This is a genomic window from Occultella glacieicola (genome assembly GCF_004353825.1).
GTDB classification, from domain to species: Bacteria; Actinomycetota; Actinomycetes; order Actinomycetales; family Beutenbergiaceae; genus Occultella; species Occultella glacieicola.
Genome location: NZ_SMNA01000001.1, coordinates 452,972 through 472,696, shown reverse-complemented (window position 1 = coordinate 472,696; position 19,725 = coordinate 452,972). Strand labels below are relative to the sequence as shown.

General features: G+C 69.7%; 18 protein-coding genes and 1 other annotated feature. Of the genes, 8 read left to right on the top strand and 10 right to left on the bottom strand.

Annotated features, from left to right (window positions below):
• The first annotated feature begins 140 nt into the window (after window positions 1-140).
• A complete protein-coding gene (locus tag EXU48_RS02140) occupies window positions 141-377 on the top strand; it encodes a hypothetical protein (protein WP_133105911.1) in 237 nt (78 codons plus the stop codon).
• Here EXU48_RS02140 and EXU48_RS02135 read toward each other — a convergent pair.
• Window positions 374-1,579 carry a YihY/virulence factor BrkB family protein gene (locus EXU48_RS02135; protein WP_133105910.1) on the bottom strand — a complete coding sequence of 402 codons (1,206 nt, stop codon included), beginning with the start codon at window positions 1,577-1,579 and terminating at the stop codon, window positions 374-376. The genes EXU48_RS02140 and EXU48_RS02135 overlap by 4 nt on opposite strands.
• Before the next feature lie 123 nt (window positions 1,580-1,702).
• On the opposite strand from EXU48_RS02135, the gene EXU48_RS02130 reads away from it, so the two are divergent.
• On the top strand, window positions 1,703-3,325 hold the full coding sequence (locus EXU48_RS02130; protein WP_133105909.1) for a S49 family peptidase: 1,623 nt from the start codon (window positions 1,703-1,705) through the stop codon (window positions 3,323-3,325).
• Window positions 3,326-3,362: 37 nt separating this feature from the next.
• On the opposite strand, the gene EXU48_RS02125 is transcribed toward EXU48_RS02130, so the two are convergent.
• The 7 genes from EXU48_RS02125 to EXU48_RS02095 all read right to left on the bottom strand — a co-directional run bounded on the left by EXU48_RS02125 (window position 3,363) and on the right by EXU48_RS02095 (window position 10,190).
• Entirely contained in the window at window positions 3,363-3,758 is a 396-nt protein-coding gene (locus EXU48_RS02125; protein ID WP_133105908.1) for a type II toxin-antitoxin system VapC family toxin, read from the bottom strand.
• Window positions 3,751-4,008 carry a type II toxin-antitoxin system Phd/YefM family antitoxin gene (locus EXU48_RS02120; RefSeq protein WP_133105907.1) on the bottom strand — a complete coding sequence of 86 codons (258 nt, stop codon included), beginning with the start codon at window positions 4,006-4,008 and terminating at the stop codon, window positions 3,751-3,753. Before EXU48_RS02120 ends, EXU48_RS02125 begins: the two co-directional genes overlap by 8 nt.
• A gap of 100 nt (window positions 4,009-4,108) precedes the next feature.
• A complete protein-coding gene (pgi, locus tag EXU48_RS02115; protein WP_133105906.1) occupies window positions 4,109-5,791 on the bottom strand; it encodes a glucose-6-phosphate isomerase in 1,683 nt (560 codons plus the stop codon).
• Window positions 5,792-5,890: 99 nt separating this feature from the next.
• Window positions 5,891-6,571: a cation transporter gene (locus EXU48_RS02110; RefSeq protein ID WP_133105905.1), complete on the bottom strand. Its 681-nt coding sequence runs from the start codon at window positions 6,569-6,571 to the stop codon at window positions 5,891-5,893.
• Window positions 6,571-6,906, bottom strand: a complete 336-nt coding sequence (locus EXU48_RS02105; RefSeq protein WP_133105904.1) for an ArsR/SmtB family transcription factor — start codon at window positions 6,904-6,906, stop codon at window positions 6,571-6,573. Before EXU48_RS02105 ends, EXU48_RS02110 begins: the two co-directional genes overlap by 1 nt.
• Before the next feature lie 66 nt (window positions 6,907-6,972).
• Window positions 6,973-9,255 carry an LLM class flavin-dependent oxidoreductase gene (locus EXU48_RS02100; RefSeq protein ID WP_133105903.1) on the bottom strand — a complete coding sequence of 761 codons (2,283 nt, stop codon included), beginning with the start codon at window positions 9,253-9,255 and terminating at the stop codon, window positions 6,973-6,975.
• A gap of 2 nt (window positions 9,256-9,257) precedes the next feature.
• On the bottom strand, window positions 9,258-10,190 hold the full coding sequence (locus tag EXU48_RS02095; RefSeq protein WP_133105902.1) for an LLM class flavin-dependent oxidoreductase: 933 nt from the start codon (window positions 10,188-10,190) through the stop codon (window positions 9,258-9,260).
• 125 nt (window positions 10,191-10,315) lie between these two features.
• Between EXU48_RS02095 and EXU48_RS02090 the strand changes: the two genes are divergently transcribed.
• Together EXU48_RS02090 and EXU48_RS02085 are read left to right on the top strand one after the other, a co-directional pair.
• Entirely contained in the window at window positions 10,316-10,837 is a 522-nt protein-coding gene (locus tag EXU48_RS02090) for a MarR family winged helix-turn-helix transcriptional regulator (protein WP_133105901.1), read from the top strand.
• Between the two features lie 26 nt (window positions 10,838-10,863).
• Window positions 10,864-11,190 carry a hypothetical protein gene (locus tag EXU48_RS02085; RefSeq protein ID WP_133105900.1) on the top strand — a complete coding sequence of 109 codons (327 nt, stop codon included), beginning with the start codon at window positions 10,864-10,866 and terminating at the stop codon, window positions 11,188-11,190.
• A 6-nt stretch (window positions 11,191-11,196) separates the two neighbouring features.
• Here the strand turns inward: EXU48_RS02085 and EXU48_RS02080 are convergent, their stop codons facing one another.
• On the bottom strand, window positions 11,197-12,027 hold the full coding sequence (locus EXU48_RS02080; RefSeq protein ID WP_133105899.1) for a helix-turn-helix domain-containing protein: 831 nt from the start codon (window positions 12,025-12,027) through the stop codon (window positions 11,197-11,199).
• A gap of 71 nt (window positions 12,028-12,098) precedes the next feature.
• Between EXU48_RS02080 and EXU48_RS02075 the strand changes: the two genes are divergently transcribed.
• Together EXU48_RS02075 and EXU48_RS02070 are read left to right on the top strand one after the other, a co-directional pair.
• Complete coding sequence (locus tag EXU48_RS02075) at window positions 12,099-12,914, top strand: phytanoyl-CoA dioxygenase family protein (protein WP_133105898.1); 816 nt, start codon at window positions 12,099-12,101, stop codon at window positions 12,912-12,914.
• A gap of 101 nt (window positions 12,915-13,015) precedes the next feature.
• On the top strand, window positions 13,016-14,494 hold the full coding sequence (locus EXU48_RS02070) for an acyltransferase domain-containing protein (protein WP_165962655.1): 1,479 nt from the start codon (window positions 13,016-13,018) through the stop codon (window positions 14,492-14,494).
• A 203-nt stretch (window positions 14,495-14,697) separates the two neighbouring features.
• Here the strand turns inward: EXU48_RS02070 and EXU48_RS02065 are convergent, their stop codons facing one another.
• Window positions 14,698-15,657 carry a 5'-nucleotidase gene (locus EXU48_RS02065; protein ID WP_133105897.1) on the bottom strand — a complete coding sequence of 320 codons (960 nt, stop codon included), beginning with the start codon at window positions 15,655-15,657 and terminating at the stop codon, window positions 14,698-14,700.
• Window positions 15,658-15,813: 156 nt separating this feature from the next.
• Here EXU48_RS02065 and EXU48_RS02060 point away from each other — a divergent pair.
• Both EXU48_RS02060 and EXU48_RS02055 read left to right on the top strand, forming a co-directional pair.
• Window positions 15,814-17,071, top strand: a protein-coding gene (locus tag EXU48_RS02060; RefSeq protein WP_133105896.1) for an IS3 family transposase whose coding sequence is annotated in 2 segments (ribosomal slippage) — window positions 15,814-16,103 and window positions 16,102-17,071 — 1,260 coding nt in all. Because the reading frame shifts where the segments join, the coding sequence is not laid out codon by codon here.
• Window positions 16,098-16,228, top strand: a sequence feature (AL1L pseudoknot). (Overlaps the previous gene by 131 nt.)
• 261 nt (window positions 17,072-17,332) lie before the next feature.
• A complete protein-coding gene (locus tag EXU48_RS02055; RefSeq protein ID WP_133105895.1) occupies window positions 17,333-19,690 on the top strand; it encodes a P-loop ATPase, Sll1717 family in 2,358 nt (785 codons plus the stop codon).
• Window positions 19,691-19,725 lie beyond the last annotated feature (35 nt).

Genomic DNA, 19,725 nt, shown 5'->3' with positions numbered 1-19,725 from the left:
GTGCGGCCACGTGTGTAGGCTCTGGTCACCCGCTCCGACGATGGGGAGACACCCTGACGACTGCACCTGCCGGACAGGAGAGCCCCGCGGCCGCCCCGGCGGTCACCGACGAGTCCCGTCGGCGCACGCTCTCAACCGCCGTGAGTCGGGCCGTCGAGCAAGGGGCTCGGCTCGAGTACCAGAGCGACTTCAACGCCGTCGTCGTCTTCGGTACGACGCCCAACCACATCCTGCACCTGCTGCTCTCGGTCTTCACGGCAGGTCTCTGGCTGATCGGCTGGCTCGTGGTGACGATCACGCAGCGGGAGAAGCGCGTGCTTCTCGAGATCGACGACCGCGGCAAACTGGTGATGACGGAGCCGCAGCGCCGTCGCTAGCGCGACCTCCGCAACGGCGCTGGCCGCTCACGCCTGCTCGGTGCCGCGGACCCTTCCTCACGCGTCCCGTCGCCGGACGACCCGGCGCCCACCGGAACCGCGTCCCCGCGGAGCAGGTCCTCCAGTTCGGCGATCGCCTCCTCCTCCCGCCGGCGTGCGGCCCGGCGCCGGTAGAACGGCGCGTCCCGACGTTGCGCCGTCGCGTCCCGGATCTTCTCGACGGCGGCCAGCACCTCGGCGATCCGGACGTCCTCCTCCCGTTCGGGCGCCGGCTCCGCCGCGAGCGACAGCCCCGCGTCGGTGACGGTGACCGCGACCCACGAGGCCGCGACGAGCAGCACCACGCCCGCGAAGCGGCACCACAGCAGCAGCCCGATGAACACCGCGAACGTCGCGAGCAGCGGGTTGGAGGGCGAACTGCTGAGCAGGTACCCGGCCGCGAGCTGCAGCACCACGGTCGCGGCCCCGCCGAGGGCGGCGCCGGGGACGATGAGCCGCCAGGGGACGCTCGCGCCGGCGAGGAACTTGAAGATCCCCGCGATGGTCAGGGTGTTCACGGCGAACGCCACCAGGTTCGTCGCCAGGCCGATCACGAGGCCGAACGCGGGCGACATGGTGCTCCAGCCCAGGGCCGCGAAGATCGTGGAGAGGAACCAGGAGCCGGCACTGCTCAGCACCCCGCCGGCGAGCAGCATCAGGCTGAAGACGAGGGCCATGACGAAGTCGCGCGCCTTCAGCAGCACGTACTGACGAGTGTCCGGCGGCAGGTCGAAGATGGCCCGCACGGCCAGCCGTGAGTAGGAGATCCAGCCGATCGCGGTCCAGATGAACACGATCACGGCGATCAGCCCGGTGATGCTCAGCAGCGCCGACGCGTCCTGGGCGATCGTGTACACCTGCTCCTCGGTGAGGACCCCGTTCTCCCCGATCAACCCGGGCAGATAGGAGTCGATGAGCGCGATCAGGGCGTCGATCGCGCGGGTGTTCGCGCCGAGCCAGAGTCCCACGCTCGCGAACGCGACGTAGAGCGTCGCGAAGATCGCGAACAGCGCCTGGTAGCTCACTCCGGCGGCGAGCACGAACCCGCGGTTCCGGGTGAAGTGGCTCCAGACCCGGGCCGGGAACAGACCGAGGGCCCGCTCGGCCACGGCCGCCACCCGCCGTGCGGGTGCGGCGGCTCGGCCTTTCACGGTGCCGGACATGCGCTGCCCATCACCCCCGCTTCCGACGTCGGGACGCGGTGCCCCGATGGCGTGGCCCCTTGAACGGCCTGGCGGCGGCATCCTATCGGGGCCCCGCCGGGACGGCCGGGTTAGCCTCGAACCATGCGCGCCCTCCCCACTCCCCTGGCTCCCCTGCTCGGACGACGCCCCGGCCCGGACACCGAACCCGACCGGGTGATCGTCGACCTGTCCGGCCCCTACCCCGCCCAGCGCCGCCCCGGCCTCGCCGCCCTGCTGCAGCGCACCTCCTCGCTGGACTCCCTGGCCGAGCGCCTGGACCGGATCGGGGAGGCCGACTGGGTGAAGTCCGTGGTGGTGCGCGTGCGCGGGCTCACCGCGGATCTGGCCACGGCGGGCGCGATCGCCGGGCTGCTGGCCCACCTCGCCGAACGCAAGCACGTGGTCGCCTACCTCGAGCAAGTCTCGATGACCGGGCTGCTCGCCACCGCCCCGGTGCCGGACGTCGTCGCGCCGGAGTCCGCGGACGTGTCCGTGCCCGGGCTCGCCGGCGAGCAGATCTACCTCGGCGCGTTCCTGCGCGGGCACGGCATCGGGTTCGAGAACCTGCGGATCGGCGAGTACAAGTCCGCGCTCACCCCGTTCAGCCAGGACCACATGGACGACGCCCAGCGCGAGCAGCTCGGCGCCTACCTCGACTCCGCCGAGTCGTCCTGGGTGCACGCGCTCGCCGCCGGTCGTGGCGTTTCCGAGGACGCGGCCCGCGGTTGGCTGGACGCCGGGCTGACCTCGGCCGCGGAGCTGCTCGAGGTCGGCCTGATCACCCGGATCGCCTACGACGACGAGCTCGTCACCGTCGCCGACACGTCGCTGGCCCGCACGCTCGATCTGCTGCGACGGCAACACACCGGCGCAGGGCGCCGAACGCCGCTGCGCGTCCGGCCCGACGGCGTCGCGGTCGTTCCCGTGGTCGGCGCCATCGTCTCGGGGTCGAGCGGGGGCGGCCCGCCGGTGCCGGTGCTGGGCGGCCCGCGGGCGGGGTCGGACACCGTGGTCGCGGCGCTCCGGCGGGCCGATCGTGACGAGCACACCAAGGCGATCGTGCTCTTCGTGGACTCCGGCGGCGGGTCCGCGCTCGCCTCGGACGTGATCCACCGGGCCGTGGTCGCCTGCCGCAAGCCGGTCGTGGCCGTGATGGGGTCCGTGGCCGGGTCCGGCGGGTACTACGTGCTCGCCGGCGCCGACCATGTACTGGCCAGCCCGTTCACCCTGACCGGCAGCATCGGTGTGGTCATCGGCAAGCCGGTGCTCACCGAGTTCTCGGACCGGCACGGCTTCAACGCGGAGCCGGTGGGCCGCGAGGACGCCCTCGCCCTCAGCACCGCCCGCCCGTTCACCGACGCCCAGCGCGAGCGGATGACCAAGCTGATGGGCGAGGTCTACGCCAGGTTCGTCGACCGGGTCGCGACCGGCCGCGGGCTGACCCCGGCGCGGGTCGACGAACTGGGGCGAGGCCGGATCTGGAGCGGACGCGACGCCGTCGGGCTCGGCCTCGTCGACGCGCTCGGCGACCTGCGTGACGGACTCGCCTACGCCCGCCGGCTGGCCGGGCTGCCGGCGGACGCACCGGCCCGGCCGGTGCGGACCGGGCTCACGGTGCCCGGGCTGCCCACGCTCGGCACCGACCCGGCCGCCGCTCTGGAGGCGTTGTGGCCGTTCGGCACCGAGCACGTGTTGGCCTGGATGGACCCGGTCAGGATCCGCTGATGGTCAGGGCGTCGTCGAGGCGCAGGAGCCCGCGCGCTCACGACGGCACGAAGATCTCGATGTACTCCGCCAACCCGGCGAAGTCGGCCGGGTTGCGGGTGACGAGGCGAGCATCGTGGGCGTGGGCGGTGGCCGCGATCAGAAGGTCCATCGTCCGCCGGCGAGGTTGGCGACCCGCCGCGCCCACGGCTGCGGCGAGCTGCCCATAACTGGCAGCGACGGCTTCATCGACAGGCAGCGGATCGAAGTTGCGCTCGATCATGCTGAGCCGGCGCAGACGTTCGGCCCGGACCTGAGCATTCCGGGCCACGAGCACCCCGAAGTGCAACTCGGCGAGCGTCGCCGCACTGATCGCCAGGTCCCCGCTGATGGCGGCCGGTTCCACGCCGATGACCACGCTGGTATCCAGGATGCTGCGATCAGTGTCACTCACTCGAGCGTTCCCACGGATCGCGCAGATCTCCGTCGACTAGGTCACGGTCAGCCGTCCAGTGCTCGTCTGCGGGGCCACGGAAGAGCCCGTCCAGTGCGCTCCAGGAACGCCATCGTGCAGGCCTGGCGGGCACGAGGCGAGCGCTCGGACGCCCAGCCACAGTGACAGTGATCTCCTCGCCGGCCGCGACGCGACGCACCAGGTCGGACGCGGACTGCCGCAACTCCCGAAGACCCACCGTCGTTTCCATGGTCCTATCCTAGCTCGCGAGGTAGCACAAGTGCTATCTGGGACCTCCAGGTCGCGTGACCGTCACCCACCGGGCGCCCCGACGGGCCGGCCGCGCCCACTCAGTCACGCTGGGCCAGGTAGTGCCGGATCAGCGCCTGCGTGGAGGCGTCCTGGGCGGCCAGCGCGTCGGCGTCCCCGGTGACCGCCGGGGCGATCTGGGTGGCGAGCTGCTTGCCGAGCTCCACGCCCCACTGGTCGAAGCTGTCGATGCCCCAGACCACGCCCTGCACGAACGTGATGTGCTCGTACAGGGCGATCAACTGGCCGAGCACCGACGGGGTCAGCGCCGGGGCCAGGATCGAGGTGGTCGGCCGGTTCCCGGTGAACACCCGGGCCGGGACGATCGCCTCGGCGGTGCCCTCGGCGCGGACCTCGTCCGCGGTCTTGCCGAACGCGAGGGCCTTGGTCTGGGCGAAGAAGTTCGCGAGGAACAGGGCGTGCACGTCCGTGTCCCCGTCGCGCAGCGGCCTGGCCGGGTTCGCCACGGCGATGAAGTCCGCCGGGATGATCCGGGTGCCCTGGTGGATGAGCTGGTAGAACGCGTGCTGGCCGTTCGTGCCGGGCTCACCCCAGAACACCTCACCGGTCTCGGTGGTGACCGGGGTGCCGTCCCACCGCACGCCCTTGCCGTTGGACTCCATGGTGAGCTGCTGCAGGTACGCCGGGAACCGGTGCAGGTACTGCGCGTACGGCAGCACCGCGTGCGTGTGCGCGTCGAGGAAGTTGACGTACCAGACGTTCAACAGACCCATCAGGACCGGCACGTTCTGCGCGAACGGGATCGAGCGCAGGTGCTGGTCGATGGCGTGGAAGCCGGCCAGGAACTCGGCGAACGCCTCCGGGCCGATCGCGATCGCGAGCGAGGTACCGATCGCGGAGTCGACCGAGTACCGGCCGCCCACCCAGTCCCAGAAGCCGAACGCGTTGCCCGGGTCGATGCCGAACGCGGCGACCTTGTCCAGGGCCGTGGACACGGCCACGAAGTGCTTGGCGACGGCGCCGGTGCGGGAGTCCTCGGAGCCGTCGATGGCGCCCGCGGACTCCAGGTTCGTCCACAGCCACTCGCGGGCGAGCCGGGCGTTCGTGAGCGTCTCCAGGGTGCCGAACGTCTTCGACGCGACGATGAACAGGGTGGTCTCCGGGTCCAGCCCGGCGGTGGTCTCGGCGACGTCGCTGGGGTCGATGTTGGAGATGAACCGGACCTCGAGCCCCTCCTGCACGTAGGGCGCGAGCGCCTCGTAGGCCATCACCGGGCCGAGGTCGGAGCCGCCGATGCCGATGTTGACCACGGTGGCGACCCGCTTGCCGGTGACCCCCGTCCACGTGCCCGAGCGCACCTGCTCGGCGAACGCGTAGACCTTCGCGAGTTCCGCGTGCACGTCCGCGTCCACGTCCTGCCCGTCGACCACGAGCGCGGGGCTCGCCCCGGCCGGCCGGCGCAGCGCGGTGTGCAGCACGGCCCGGTCCTCGGTGACGTTGATGTGCTCACCGGTGAACATCGCCTCGATTCGGCCCGCGAGCCCGACCTCCTCGGCCAGGCGCAGCAGCAGGGCCAGGGTCTCGTCGGTGACGAGGTTCTTGGACAGGTCCACGTGCAGGTCCGCGGCGTCGAACGTGAGCCGCTCGGCCCGGCCGGGGTCGGCGTCGAACCAGGCGCGCAGGTCCGGCCGCTGGGCGGAGGCGTGGCCGGTCAGTTCCGCCCAGGCGCTGGTGGTGGTGGCGTCGATCGGTGCGGTGCTCACGGGTCTTCCTCACTACGGGCTCGATGGTCGACGGCGGGGGGTCACCACGCCACTTCGCCAACCGTATTGCGCATCGCGGGTGGCCGCAGCGGGCTCCAACTAGTGGTCGTCGCGGTCGTGGTCGAGGTGGTCGTCGTGGCCGGTCTCCAGGATCATGCCGACGCTCGTGGCGCACGCGTCGCCCTTCCAGGCCTCGGCCCCCTCCCGCAGTGCGAATGCGGCGATCACGAGTCCGGCGACGGCGTCGGCCCACCACCACCCGAACAGGCTGTTCGCCACGAGGCCGAGCAGCACCGCGGCCGAGAGGTAGGTGCAGATCAGGGTCTGCTTGGAGTCGGCGACGGCGGTCGCGGAGCCGACCTCGCGGCCGGCGCGGCGCTCGGCGTAGGACAGGAACGGCATCACCACCACGCTCACGGCCGCGATCACGATGCCGACCGTGGAGTGCCGGACCTCGCCTCCGCCGGCCAGCGCGAACACCGAGGCGACGGAGACGTACGCCGCGAGCGCGAAAAACGCGATCGCGATGACCCGCAGCGCGGGCTTCTCCCACCGTTCGGGGTCGCGCCGGGTGAACTGCCAGGCGACGACGACGGCGGAGAGCACCTCGATCGTGGAGTCGAGGCCGAAGCCGATCAGCGCCGTCGAGGACGCCGCCGCGCCCGCCGCGAGCGCGACGGCGGCCTCGATGACGTTGTAGCCGATCGTGATCGCGACGATGATCCGGATCCGTCGGTGCAGCACCTCGCGCCGCTCGGCGGTGAGGGTCGGGAGGCTCATCAGCAGGCGCACCCGTCGCCGTCGCAGCAGTCCGGCTCGACGAACAGCACCACCCGCAGGAGCTCGTCGAGCGCCGGTGCGAGGTGTTGGTCGGCGAGGCGGTACCAGGTCCTCCGCCCCTCCGGGACCGCCTCGACCAGGCCACAGCCGCGCAGGCAGGCGAGGTGGTTCGACATCACCTGCCGGGACACCTCCAGCGCGTCCGCCAGGTCCGACGGGTAGGCGGGCGCCTCCCGGAGCGCAAGCAGGATGCCGGCGCGGGTCGGGTCGGAGAGCGCGTGGCCGAGGCGCGCGAGCGCGGCGGTGTGGGTGAGCGTTGCGGTGCCGGCGGTCATGTCGCCGACAGTACAGCGATACCTGAATTAAGGACAGGCTGAATCAAGACTCGTCGCGCCGGGACCTCAGCCGGCCACGGCCGTGATCCCCGGCTCCGCCGGCGCCACGTTGAAGTTGTCCCGGAACACGTTCTCGGGGTCCACTCGCGCCTTGATCTCGCGCAGCCGGGCCAGCGTGGCCGGCGGGAACGCGTCGGCGATCCGTTCGGGCCTCGGGTCGGTCTCGAAGCTCAGGTAGAGGCCGTTCGCGTGCGGCTGGATCTGGGTGTCCCAGACCGCGTCCAGGCGGGTGCGGCCGGCGCCGAACGCGGTCACGGAGAAGTTCGCGGACCGGTGCGCGTACGCCGTCTCCTCCGGCGGCACGTCGGCGACGGCGCCGCCCACGGAGCGGATCTGGAAGAAGTAGGACACCCCGCTGTGGATGAGCTTGGCCGCGGCCGCGGCGAACTCGGGCGTGAGGTGTTCCACGAGCGCGGACCGGGTGGCCGGCTCGCCCTGGCCGTGCTGGCCGCCGTCGGGCGTGGCCACGATCGCCGGGTAGGGCAGGATCTGCACGGCCTGCTGCAGCAGCGGGCCGAGCGTCGCGAACGGCTGGAGCCTGCTGATCACGGTGTCCGGGTCGTCGGAGTCGACCGTCGCCATCACGGTGGCGACCACCTGCCCCCCGCGCGGGCGCCCGATGATCAGGAAGCTGGTCAGGTCCCGCGGCGCCGCCTCCTGCAGGGCGCCCCAGTTCTCGAGGAAGGTGGCGACGTTACCGGCGTCGAAGACCAGCTGGGCGAAGCCGACGTCGCCGACCTCGTCCACCTCGAACTCGAACGCGGTGACGATCCCGAGGTTCGCACCCGCACCGCGCACCGCCCAGAACAGGTCGGGGTGGTGCTCGGCGTCGGCCCGCACCAGAGCGCCGTCGGCGAGGACGATCTCGACGGCGCGCAGGTGGTCGATGGTGAGCCCGTGCTTGCGGCCGAGCCAGCCGATCCCGCCGGCCGTGGCCAGCCCGCCGACGCCCACGCCCCCGAAGTCACCCGAGCTGAGCGCCCAGCCGTGCGGGTGCAACGCCTGCGCCACCTCGCCCCAGCGGGCGCCCGGCTCGATCCGGACCCGCCGGGTGTCGACGTCGAGGACCTCGATCCCGTTCAGGCGGGACAGGTCGATGACGATGCCACCGTCGTTCGTGGAGCGGCCACTGATGCCGTGCCCGGCGCTGCGGACCGCGAGCGGCACCGGCTGGGACCGCGCGAACGCGAGCGCCTGCGCCACCTCGTCGGCGTCGCCGGGTCGCAGCACCAGACCGGGTGAGCCGCCGCGCAGATAGGTGTTGCGCACACCCGCGAAGCCGGCGTGGCCGGGCTCGACGGCGGTCGCGGCCAGCGCGGCCGGCACGGTGTCGTAGTCGATGCCTTCGCGCCGCTTGGCGCGGACCGCCAGCGGCACCACGGCACCCACGGGGGTCGACCGGGCGTGCCGCTCGGCGGCGACGGCCTCGCGCAGGGCGGGCGCCACCTCGGTCGCGAACCGCTCGAGGTCCGCCCCACCGGAGGCCGCGTACACGAACGTGCCCACGCCGTCGTCCAGCACGTACGGGAGCAGTTGCTCCACCCAGGCCGACGGCGGTCCACTCAACTCGCCCTGCGCCGTCGGGCCGAAGGAGCCGGTGATGTTGAGGAGGCGACGGATCTCGCGGGGGTCGCGCCCGGCCTCGGTCGCGGCGGTGTCGATCACGGCGTTCCCGGCGGCCAGGTCGCCGGGTGCGAGGCGCCCGAGCGAGGGCCACCAGCCGTCCGCCTTGGCGCCGATGAGGCGCTGCATGCGCGGCTTGAGCGCGCCGATCCACAGCGGGATGGTGTGGGCGGGGGCGGGGCCGCCCTGGGCGCCGTCGAGCGCGTGGAAGGCGCCGGGTACCTCGAGCGGGCTCGAGGCGTCACCGGCCCAGACGGCGCGGAGCAGCTCGATCGCCTCCGTGAGCGCGTCCACGGACTCGCCAGGACTGAGCCGCGGGGTCCCCATCGCGGCGATCGCGTCCCAGAAGTGCCCGGCGCCGAGGCCGAGCTCGAGGCGCCCGCCGGAGAGCAGGTCGAGGCTCGCGGCGGCGCGGGCGAGCACGGCGGGCGGGCGGATCGCCATGTTCAGCACGTTCGGGGCGATCCGGATCCGGTCCGTGCTGCCGGCGATCCAGGAGAGCAGGGTCCAGGTCTCCAGCAACGCGGGTTGGTAGGGGTGGTCCTGCACGGTGACGAGGTCGAGGCCGAGCTCCTCGGCGCGCCGGGCGAGGTCGACGACGCCGGCCGGGTCGGCGCTGTCGGGGTTGACGAAGGCCCCGAACTCGAGGTGGTGTCCGTAGTCCATGGTCAGCGCCCGACGGCGGAGGTCGGGTCCGTCCGGTCGGCGCCACGTTCGGCGCGTACGAGTTCGCGGACGGCGGGGGCGACCTCCTGTCCGAGGATCATCATCGACCGGGCGTCGTCGCCGGAGAGGATGTAGGTGGAGAAGCCGTATTCGAGGGTGAGGTCGGCGAGCTGCTCGGCCCACTGCTCGGGCGGACCGGACAACAGGGCGTCGCCGCGCTGGGCGGAGAACGTGCCGCCGATGTTCAACAACCGGCGCACGTCGCCCGGGGTGCGTCCGGCGGCGAGCGCGGCCTCGTCGATGGTCGCGTTCGAGGTGGTCAGGTCGTTCAGGTCCTTCACGTAGCCGAGGGAGGGCAGCCAACCATCGGCCTTGCGCCCGATCAGGCGCAGCATCCGCGGCTTGTAGGCGCCGAGCCAGATCTGGATGTCGTGCGCCGGGGCCGGGCCGCGCTTGGCGCCGTCCACCCGGTAGAACTCGCCATCGACGACGAGGCGCTCCCGGGTGCTGGTGTCCCAGAGGCCCCGGATGATGTCGATGCCCTCGCTCAGAGCAGTGATCGACTCACCGGGCGTGCGGCGGGGGCCACCCATGGCCCCGATGGCGTCCCAGAACGCGCCGGCGCCGAGGCCCAGCTCGAACCGGCCTCCGGAGAGCAGGTCGAGGCTGGCGGCGGCGCGGGCGAGCATGGCGGGCGGGCGCAGCGGCAGGTTGATCACGTTGGCGGACAGCGAGACCCGCTCGGTCTGCGCGGCCACGTAGCTGAGCAGCGTCCAGGTGTCGAGGAAGCCCGCCTGGTAGGGATGGTCCTGGAACGTGGCCAGGTCGAGCCCGGCCGCCTCGGTGGCCTTCGCGAGGTCCACCACCGTCGCCGGCGCGGCGTTCGTGGGGGTGATGAAGGTTCCGAAGGTCAGGTCGTGGCCGTAGTCCGGCATGTGCGCACCTCGTGTGTTCCGGGTCGCCGTGAGCCCTCGGGGATCACGGCGATATGTGTTGTCTGGCAGATCATATGTCGATCCGATGATTGGATCAACCGCACATCCGGGCGTATCATTCCCCCATGGCCACGAACCCCGAAACCACGCACGAGCGGTGCCGAGCCCGCCGCGAGGGTGACTTCGGCTGGCACGTCGGGACCCTGCTGCGGGCCTACGAGGCGGCCGTGGCGGAGGTGGTCGCGGATGTCCCGCACGGCTCCCGCGGGTACCAGGTGCTCGACGTCGTGGTCCACGGGGACCAGCCGACCCAGGTCGCCCTGGCCGCCCACCTCGGCATCGACCGGACCGTGATGACCTACCTCATCGACGACCTCGTCGAGGCGGACCTGGTCCTGCGGGAGCAGAGCCCCACCGACCGGCGGGCCCGCCGGGTGGTGGCCACCGCCTCCGGCCGGACCACGCTGGCCGAGCTCGAGCGCCGGGTGCGGGCGGCCGAGGATGCCACCATGGGGGTGCTCGCGCCGGACGAGCGGGAGGTGCTGCGCGGCCTGCTGCGCCGGGTCGCGTGCGGGCTGCGGGACATCGACCTGACCGGCACCGGCGGCCCCCCGGTTGAACTCCCCATGGCCGCCGTTCGCTCCTGAGCCGCGGGGCTCCTACGCTCGGTCGAATGGACTACGCGAAGTTCCGCCGGCGCATGGACGAGATCGGCGCCCGCCTCGAGACCCTCGAACTGTCCGAGCAGGCGGGCCCCGAGCAGGAGGACGAGGCGAAGCAGTTGTGGGGCGAGATCATGACCCTGGCCAACCAGCACAGCCAGGCCGAGATCGACGCCGCCGCGGCCGCGTTCCAGGCCGAGCTGCCCGGCGCCGCACCGACCCTCGATGCCGCGGAGGACGTCGGCCAGGCGACCCTGCCCCCGGAGGAGGCCCACGAGATGCTCCGCCGCGCCGCACTGCGCTCGGCCGGCACCGAGGAGCGGCCGGGCGGCGACTAACGCCGACTAGCGCCCGGTGCGCCGTCGCCAGGCCCGTGGCGGCAGACCACTGTCGCGGCGGAACCGCCTCGAGAAGTACAACGGGTCCGGGTAGCCCACCCGGGCGGCGACCTGGGCTACCGTCAGGCCGGTGTGATCGAGCAGCTCGCGGGCGGCGTCCATCCTCATCCGCTCGACGACGGCCATCACCGACATGCCGGTCGCTTCCTTCATGGTCCTGCCGAGGTGGGATGGGGAGACCCCCGCGACCGCGGCGAGCGAGGTCAGGCTGTGCGGGGCGCCGAGGTGCGTTCCGACGTGCTCCAGGACCGCCAGCACCGTGGCGTCGGTGCGCCCGCTGCGGGGATTCTCCGACTCGCTCCACAGCAACCCCTCCTCGACCGCATTCATCGCGAGCGCCCGGGACTGCCCGAGCCCGGTCAGGTGGTGCGCGACCGCCCGGGTCAGCGCCACCTGGACCCGCTCGGCGATGACGGCGGAGAGGTCGAGCCGACCGATGCCGGGTGCGCACGGCGCCCACTCCAGCAGCGGCAGCCAGTCGGCCCGCGGGTGCACGTGCATCCACAGGACCTCCCAGGTGCCGGGGCTCGGCGCGGTTCCGTACTCCTGCGGCACGTGCGGCCGGTAGGCGACGATCGACCGCGGCGGCAGCTCGATCCAGTCGCGGGAGGTGGCGGGCCGCAGCCGGCCGCGACCGCCGACGGTGAGCATGATCAGCCACTCCGGCACCCCTCGGGGTCGCACGGTGTCGAACCCCGTCCCGACGCTCAACCGGCCGGGCAGCACCCCGTCGATCACCGGACCGCGGTCATCCCGGCGGGCACGCGCAGCAGGCATGAGTCGGATTGTCCATGTTTGCGGCGAGACCGTCCATTCTGGCCGGCACCGACGCGGGACACGCTGGGGGCATGACCACGCTAGTCGCCAGCCCCGCCACCCGCCGCGAGCAGTACGACCGGGACGGAGTCGTCCACGTCAAGGGTCTGCTCGACCCCGCGGAGGTGGCCGCCATCCGGGACACCTACATGGAACAGGTCGAGCGGGATCGCACCGCCGTCGGCGCCACCCACGAGGTCGACGAGGATGACATCCTCGCCCGCTATCCGCGGTTCATGCAGCCGCACCGCCGGCCCGACCTGGCGATCGGCCGGCTCGCCCGGCAGTACCTGAGCGATCCCCGCATCGTCGATCTCACGACCGACCTCGTCGGAAGCGTGTGGGGCGCGCAGTCGATGTTCTACTTCAAGCCACCGACGGCCCGCGGCCAGGCGATGCACCAGGACAACTACTTCCTGCGCGCCCACCCGGAGACCTGCGTGGCGGCGTGGATCGCCGTCGACGACTGCGACGCCGAGAACGGCGCGCTCGCCGTGGTGCCGGGATCGCACACGATGGAGGTCGTGTGCCCGGAGGAGGCCGACGCCACGGAGTCCTTCACGACCGGCCTGGTCCGCCCGCCCGAGGGCATGGCGGCCGTGCAGACCGAGATGCGCGCCGGCGACGTGCTGTTCTTCCACGGCAGCATGGTGCACGGGTCGCTGCCGAACACCTCGGCGGATCGGTTCCGCCGCTCGCTGATCCTGCACTTCGTGCCGCAGGCCAGCCTGGAGGTCTCCCGGTTCTACCTGCCGCTCGTCGACCCGAACACGGGTGCGGATGTCACGATCGACGAGGCGACCGGCGGCGGCCCGTGCGGCGACACCTGGGAGGGCGGCGCCCACTGAGGCACCGGGTCGAACGTGCGATCGTGCGGCCCACCGGCGCCATGGGCCGCACAACAACACCCGCCGGTAGGGCACGCGCTCGCACCCCGTACGGTTGCTCCATGCCTGCCGCGTACCCCCGCATGCTCACTCCCCTGACCGCCGCGGACGTCGCCGCCCGGCTCGGAGCGCCCGACCTGCCCGAGATCCTGGTCCTGCTCGGCCTGCGCCCGGAGGACCTGCCGGAGGCCGAGGCCGCCGTCGCGAACGCGCTCACCGACTCCGGCACCCTCGAGCGGGTCACCGGCTACGCGAACGCCCTCCGCGATCGCCTCGGCGACATCACCATGGACGCCCCCGGCCCGATCTTCCCCCGCGAACCGGGCACCAGCCGCGGCGGCGACGGGATCGGCGCGTTCCTCGCGTTCGTGGCCACCGCGGGCGACGTGCGCGAGTTCCACCGCGAGCGCGGCATCTCGGACGCGATCTCCTGGCGCTCCCTCGGTGACCTCGGCCAGCAGATGCACGTGCACCGGCTCACCTTCGGCGAGTTCGGGCTGCACACCCAGGACTGGCTGATCGGCCACTGGACCGGCGGCAACTACTGGCTCGGCCGCCTCCAGTACACCCCGCGCCGCCGCCCGGGCGCCGAGGGCATCGCCCTGTCCGCGCACATCCCGCGGACCGGACCGCTCACCCCGGCCGCCGTGGACGCCTCGTTCGCTCGCGCGGTCACGTTCTTCGCCCGGCACTTCCCCGACTACCCGGCCGCCAACATCCACTGCGCCAGCTGGCTGCTCGACCCGCAGCTGAGCGAGGTCCTCGCGCCCGGGTCGAACATGGCGTCCTTCCAACGGCGCTGGGAACTCACACCGGCCCGCACCACCGCGGACACCGACGTCATGTTCTTCGTGTTCAACCGCCGCGGCGAGGTGGACCTGGACACCCTCCCGCAGCACAGCTCGCTCGAGCGTGCGGTCGTCGCGCACCTGCGCGCCGGCGGGCACTGGTACGCCCGCGAGGGCGAGGTGCCGCTGCCGCAGGTGGCCGAGAACACCCTGCCCGACGGCGGCGGTGCGGTCGGGCGCCCGACCGCGCCACCGCCCTCGGGCACCCCCGGCACACCGCACTCGGGGCGCGACCCCGAGGTGCTCGTCGACGAGTTCCACCGCATCTACGCCATGCCGCTCACCGGCGGCGCCCCGAACGTCGACCGGCCGCGGGTGCCGATGCGCCTGGCCCTGGTCGCCGAGGAGCTCGCCGAACTGGTCCAGGCCGTCTACGGTGACGCCGCCGGCGCCGAGCTCGAGGTCGCGTTCGCCCGCGCCGAGGCCCTCGACGACGGCCGCCGGGACACCGTCGCCACCGCCGACGCGCTCGGCGACCTGGTCTACGTGGTCTACGGCATGGCGATCGAGTGCGGCATTCCGCTGGAGCACGTGCTCGCCGAGATCCACCGTTCGAACCTGTCCAAGCTCGGTGCCGACGGCCGCCCGATCCTGCGCGAGGACGGGAAGATCCTCAAGGGCCCCGCCTACACCCCGCCGGACCTGGCCGGAGTGCTCGCCCGGCACGGCTGGACCGACCGGCCCGAGGGCTAGGACCGGTAGCCCTCGACGCCGAAGTCACGCCTAACGCGCCTTGAGGTGAGTTGATGCGCGCTGCTGCGGGGGAGCGTCAAACCGCCCAGATTGGGGCATCCGATGCCGGACGGTCTCAGGGGTTAGCGACCTCCACAAGAACTCTAGTCGGCTCGCTGCAGGCCTCCCGTTGGCACCGGTGAGCGTCCGAGTCCGATGCGCCTTCAGTGGCGCGGCTCGTTCGACGCTGGCGGAGCGGCGTTCGCGATGCCGAAGGGCACGTGAACGCTAGGCGCGACCTTTGCGGCGCCCGCGAGGTGCCCCGCTTGATCGTCGAAGAAGATGTGCGGTTTGAGGATTTCAAGCACACGGGCCTTCTCCACGCCGCCCAGGAAGAACGCGTCGTTCACCCGTACACCCCACTCCTTCAAACTGCCCATGGCTCGCTCGTGCGACGGGGCGTTGCGAGCGGTCACGATCGCCACGTGGACTCTGATGCGGTACCCAGGGTCTACCAGGAACCGCGCCTGCTCGCGGTCCTGGATCCGGTTGATCGCTTCGAGGAACGCCTTTAGGGGACCGGGGCTGTGAGGCGTAGCGAGGTTGGCGACCTCGTGCGCGTGGAACGCCGGCAAACCCTGTGCCTGCATTACCCCCTCCGACGCGTCATCCGCCAGGACACCGTCGAAGTCGAAGGCAATGCGGAGGTCGCCGGAGTCATCCTCTTCGACGGCCGCCGAAGGCAGGACCTGGCCCGCGGGGAGGCGTGCGTCCACCGCCTCGCGTACGGCCTCGGCGCTCGCCGACAAGAATAGGGACATGTTGAAGGCGGGCATAAACTTGTGCGGTGACCGCCCCTGCATGAACACAGCGCGCGTGATAGGAAGGCCAAGTGCCTGGATCGATTTCATGACGCGCAGACCCGTGTCAGGATCATTGCGGGATAGCACGATCACCTCGACCAGGGGGTCATCCGGCGCGTCGGCAAGATCGTTGAGGGAGAGCAATCGCCTGATGAACGGGTATGCCTCGCCCGGCTTGAGCGTGTCGTTGAGGTGCTGCTCCTGGTACCGCCGATACTCCGCTTCGCCTTTCGCACGGAAGACTGCATCAGAGTCGGAGAGGTCGAACAGGGCACTGGAAGCGACTCCTACAACGAGTCGATTGTCAAGTTCAAACGGCATGGCACCCTCCCTGGGCGTCGAGGCTACGTCACGATAAGGCCCGCTGCGGAGTAGGCAGCGGAACTTCGCAGTCGTTTGGCTGATCAAGGAGATGGCAGCGGTGAACTGCCCTGGATCTCCTGGAGGGTGCTGATTTAGCAAAGGAGACTGGATCTCATGTCAGCACCGAGGAGATACGACGGTGAGTTTCGGGAGCGGGCGGTGCGGATGTACCGCGAGAAGCTCGCCGAGGGCACCGAGTCGAAGTTGGGAGCCCGGAAGCATGTCGGCTCGCTCCTGGACGTTAACCCCGCGACGCTGCGGAACTGGATTGAGGAGGCCGAGCGCGCCGGCGGCGGCCGGCCTGCGGCCGCTCGCTCGAGTGAGTCCGAGGAGGTGCGCGCATTGAAGAAGCGCGTGGCCGAGCTGGAGCGCGCGAACGAGATCCTCAAGACCGCGTCAGCGTTTTCGCTCAGGCGGAGCTCGACCGCCGACTCAAGTGATCGTGGCCTACATCGACACCTACAGGGACCGGTTCGGCGTCGAGCCGATCTGCGCCGTGCTAACTCAGCATGGAATGAAGATCGCGCCGTCCACCTACTACGCCCACAAGTCTCAGCCGGTGAGCACGGCGCTGCTGGAGGGGGCCTACCTGGCCAACGCTCTGGTGACGCTCCACCGGGAGAACTGGGGCGTGTACGGGGTGCGCAAGCTGTGGCACGCCGCCCGTCGCGCCGGCCTGGACGTGGGCCGCGATCAGGTCGCCCGGCTCATGGCCATCGCCGGGATCACGGGCGCGATCCGGGGACGGCACCGCACCACCACGACCCGCCGGTCGGCCGAGGCGCCACGGCATCCCGACCTGGTCAAGCGCGGCTGGCATGTGCCCACCGCGCCTGACCAGCTGTGGGTGGCCGACTTCTCCTACGTCTGGACGCTGACCGGGTTCATCTACGTCGCCTTCGTCGTAGACGTGTACTCCCGCCGCATCCTGGGCTGGCGAGTCGCCACAAGCATGCGCGCCTTCCTGGTCACCGACGCCTTGCGCCAGGCGATCGACGCGCGTCACCGCGCCGGAGCAACCTGGGAGCGCGGCCGGCTCGTCCACCACTCCGATGCCGGGTCTCAATACGTCTCGCTGGTGCTGACCGCCGAACTGGCCAAGGCAGGCATCGCCGGATCCATCGGAACCGTCGGTGATGCGCTGGACAACGCGCTGTGCGAGTCGACGATCGGGCTGTTCAAGACCGAGGCGATCAACGACGGTGGACCGACCTGGAAGAACCACGCTGAGGTCGAGTGGCAAGTCGCCCGCTGGGTCCACTGGTACAACCACGACCGCCTCCACTCCTCAATCGGGCAACTGCCACCCATTGAGTTCGAACACGCTCACCGGCAGGCTACGCCCGTGACCCCCATCCCGGAGGTCGCGTAACCAACCACCCTCCAGAACATTCAGGGCAATTCAGGCCGAGTCTGGCCAGACACCGGCCCTACCGGAGGTCTCTAGCAACCCACTATGGACGCTCAGCTCGTGCTAGCAAGCGAGCCGGCCGACGCTAGGATCATCCCTTCCGACCTGGTGGGGATCGGTTGGGTCGTGCCTTCCGCCAAGCGGCGCACCATTTGGCCCTTGCCAGCCGCCTCGCCGACGTGTAGAACCAAAGCAACCGCTTGACTCCAATGGGGAGGGCATATGATCGACGTGTTCTTTGGCTACCCTAGTAGCCCACGGAGTATCGGCGACACGATGAGACGCACCGTCACCCAACTCATCCAGCAAGGCGTGTCTGCCAAGAGTTGGGAAGATCTGGACGTCGACGGACGAGTGGTAATTTCACGAGTCCTCTCTCAAATCGACCAATCTGCCTCGGCCGTATTCGATCTAACCCAACTCAACTCAAACGTCGCTTTTGAGCTCGGCTATGCAATGGCACGGGGAAAGTCGATCCGAATCCTTCTCGACCAATCTGTGACTAGCGGCAAGCAAGACTTCAACGAGTTGTCCACGTTGAAACCGCTGGGCTATACCTCCTACTTCAACAGTACCGACTTGAGCTCACATCTTCTTGAGAGTACTCCGTGGGAAGATGAAAGGACCGCCTACGACGACTTGCTGGAGCCAAGCCTCCCTGAGGTTTCAGAGCCGCGCGATTCCCTGCTCTACTGTCCTACATTCGACCCTTTCGAAGCATCCTCACGATTGAGCGCATTCATCGATGAGCGTCGCAAGCGCGGCACTCAAGTCTTAGTCTCCGATCCAAAGGAGTCAAGTTTTGAGCCGATAACTTGGCTCGCCCCATCAATCATGCGTAGTGCTGGCGTACTGATTCACTTCGCAGGACCACACAGGAACAGATCCACTGTCATAAATGTTCGGCACGCCATTGCAGCTGGACTAGCACGCGGTTTGGATACGCCGATCTTCATGTTGGCCGAACCCGAGTACGACGCCCCGTTCGACTACGAGGCCCTTCTGCAGAAGTACACGTACGCCCGAGAGTGCGTGCAACTCGCTCGAGATTGGCTCGACTCGCTGCCGTTCGAAGGCGTTGACTGGAGTAGGCCCCGACGTTCTCCAAGGAACCCTCTCTCGCTCCTCAAATTCGGAGAGCATGTTGCCGAGAATGAGTTGAATGAACTTTCCGAATACTTCGTCGAAACGTCAGCTTACAACGACGTCATCGATGCGCGGGACACCATCTTCGTTGGCCACCGGGGGACAGGTAAGACGGCGAATGCATTTCGTGCACTCGACCACCTGCGCGCAAACAAGACGAACCTCGTAGTCCTCATCAAACCGCCCGCCTTCGAGTTCCCAGCCATGTTCGAGACCGTCATGAGCCTTCCTGCTGGACAACAGGACTACTTTTTCGATGCGCTCTGGCGCTTCGTCATACAATCCGAAGTCGGGTCTGCGGTCCTTCAAGCCATCGACGCACGAGGCCCGACCATCCCGGTGAGTGCTGACGAGCAACGGTTCATCAACTACGTTGAGAACGCGCCGTTCGACCTTCGCGCAGACATCTCGACACGACTTGAGCAGACACTCGACCACTTGTCGCACCGAGTCGCGTCTGGGGACTCGAGTTCACCTCGGCGGGACCTCATCAATGAGGCGTTTCACGCACAGGCGCTCAATCAGTTGCGGTCTGTCCTCGGAGGCGTGCTCCGCACGCGGAGGCGAGTCGCAATTCTTGTCGACAACCTCGATAAAGGTTGGGACAAGAATGTCGACTTGCGATTAGTGGCGAAGTTCATCCTGGGTCTGCTCGTGGCCCGAGGCAACGTAGTGCGCGATTTTGATCGCCAAGATTGGTGGCGCGACCGAGTGCGCCTGACAGTGTCCGTGTTCCTGCGCAGCGACATCTATCACTACCTGCGCACCGAGGCTCGTGAGCCCGACAAGCTCCCTCTCTCAACCGTGAAATGGCAGGACGCCAATACTCTGCTGCACGTGCTCGAGGCTCGGTACGAAGTCAAAGCCGGCGGACGGCCAGGCAAGAGCGTGTGGGACGAAGTCTTTCCGCCAGAGGTTAACGACATCGATACGCGTACGTTCATAGCGTCGAGCGTTCAACCCCGACCCAGAGATGTCCTGGTCTTGGCGAACGCGGCCGTAGCAAGCGCCATTGACCGCGGCAATAATAGGATAACGTGTAGCGACATGATTGCTGCACGCGAGGTGTACTCTAACTATGCGTTCGATGCGCTGTTGGTGGAGAACGGGGTTACTGTTCCCGAGCTCCGAAGCGCTTTGTACTCTCTCTTAGGCGCTCCTGCCATCCTCTCTCGTGCGCAGTTGTCGACTGGGCTGGTGGAGGCAGGTATTGCGGAGGACCGCGTGGATCGAACGATCGAAAAGCTGATATCGATATGCGTGCTGGGGCCGGAAGCACATGCAAATGACTTCGTTTACCCGGAGGTCGGAAGCGAAAGTGAACGGGTCGAGGCATTGGCGCGGAGGGTGCAACCACGGGTGCCCGAACAAAGGCTCAAGATTCACGACGCTTATCACCCATACTTGGAAACGGTTCCCACCGCCGGCAACTGATATGTAGCCGTTTCTGTCAAGTGGCAGAGTGAGGC

Bases quoted from the DNA above. Each gene is read 5' to 3' on its own strand.
- EXU48_RS02110 (WP_133105905.1), bottom strand. From the start codon at position 6,571: ATGAGCCTCCCGACCCTCACCGCCGAGCGGCGCGAGGTGCTGCACCGA.
- EXU48_RS02100 (WP_133105903.1), bottom strand. From the start codon at position 9,255: ATGGACTACGGACACCACCTCGAGTTCGGGGCCTTCGTCAACCCCGAC.
- EXU48_RS02095 (WP_133105902.1), bottom strand. From the start codon at position 10,190: ATGCCGGACTACGGCCACGACCTGACCTTCGGAACCTTCATCACCCCC.
- EXU48_RS02055 (WP_133105895.1), top strand. From the start codon at position 17,333: ATGATCGACGTGTTCTTTGGCTACCCTAGTAGCCCACGGAGTATCGGC.
- EXU48_RS02065 (WP_133105897.1), bottom strand. From the start codon at position 15,657: ATGCCGTTTGAACTTGACAATCGACTCGTTGTAGGAGTCGCTTCCAGT.
- EXU48_RS02090 (WP_133105901.1), top strand. From the start codon at position 10,316: ATGGCCACGAACCCCGAAACCACGCACGAGCGGTGCCGAGCCCGCCGC.
- EXU48_RS02105 (WP_133105904.1), bottom strand. From the start codon at position 6,906: ATGACCGCCGGCACCGCAACGCTCACCCACACCGCCGCGCTCGCGCGC.
- EXU48_RS02135 (WP_133105910.1), bottom strand. From the start codon at position 1,579: ATGTCCGGCACCGTGAAAGGCCGAGCCGCCGCACCCGCACGGCGGGTG.
- EXU48_RS02070 (WP_165962655.1), top strand. From the start codon at position 13,016: ATGCCTGCCGCGTACCCCCGCATGCTCACTCCCCTGACCGCCGCGGAC.
- EXU48_RS02085 (WP_133105900.1), top strand. From the start codon at position 10,864: ATGGACTACGCGAAGTTCCGCCGGCGCATGGACGAGATCGGCGCCCGC.
- EXU48_RS02120 (WP_133105907.1), bottom strand. From the start codon at position 4,008: ATGGAAACGACGGTGGGTCTTCGGGAGTTGCGGCAGTCCGCGTCCGAC.
- EXU48_RS02075 (WP_133105898.1), top strand. From the start codon at position 12,099: ATGACCACGCTAGTCGCCAGCCCCGCCACCCGCCGCGAGCAGTACGAC.
- EXU48_RS02130 (WP_133105909.1), top strand. From the start codon at position 1,703: ATGCGCGCCCTCCCCACTCCCCTGGCTCCCCTGCTCGGACGACGCCCC.
- EXU48_RS02080 (WP_133105899.1), bottom strand. From the start codon at position 12,027: ATGCCTGCTGCGCGTGCCCGCCGGGATGACCGCGGTCCGGTGATCGAC.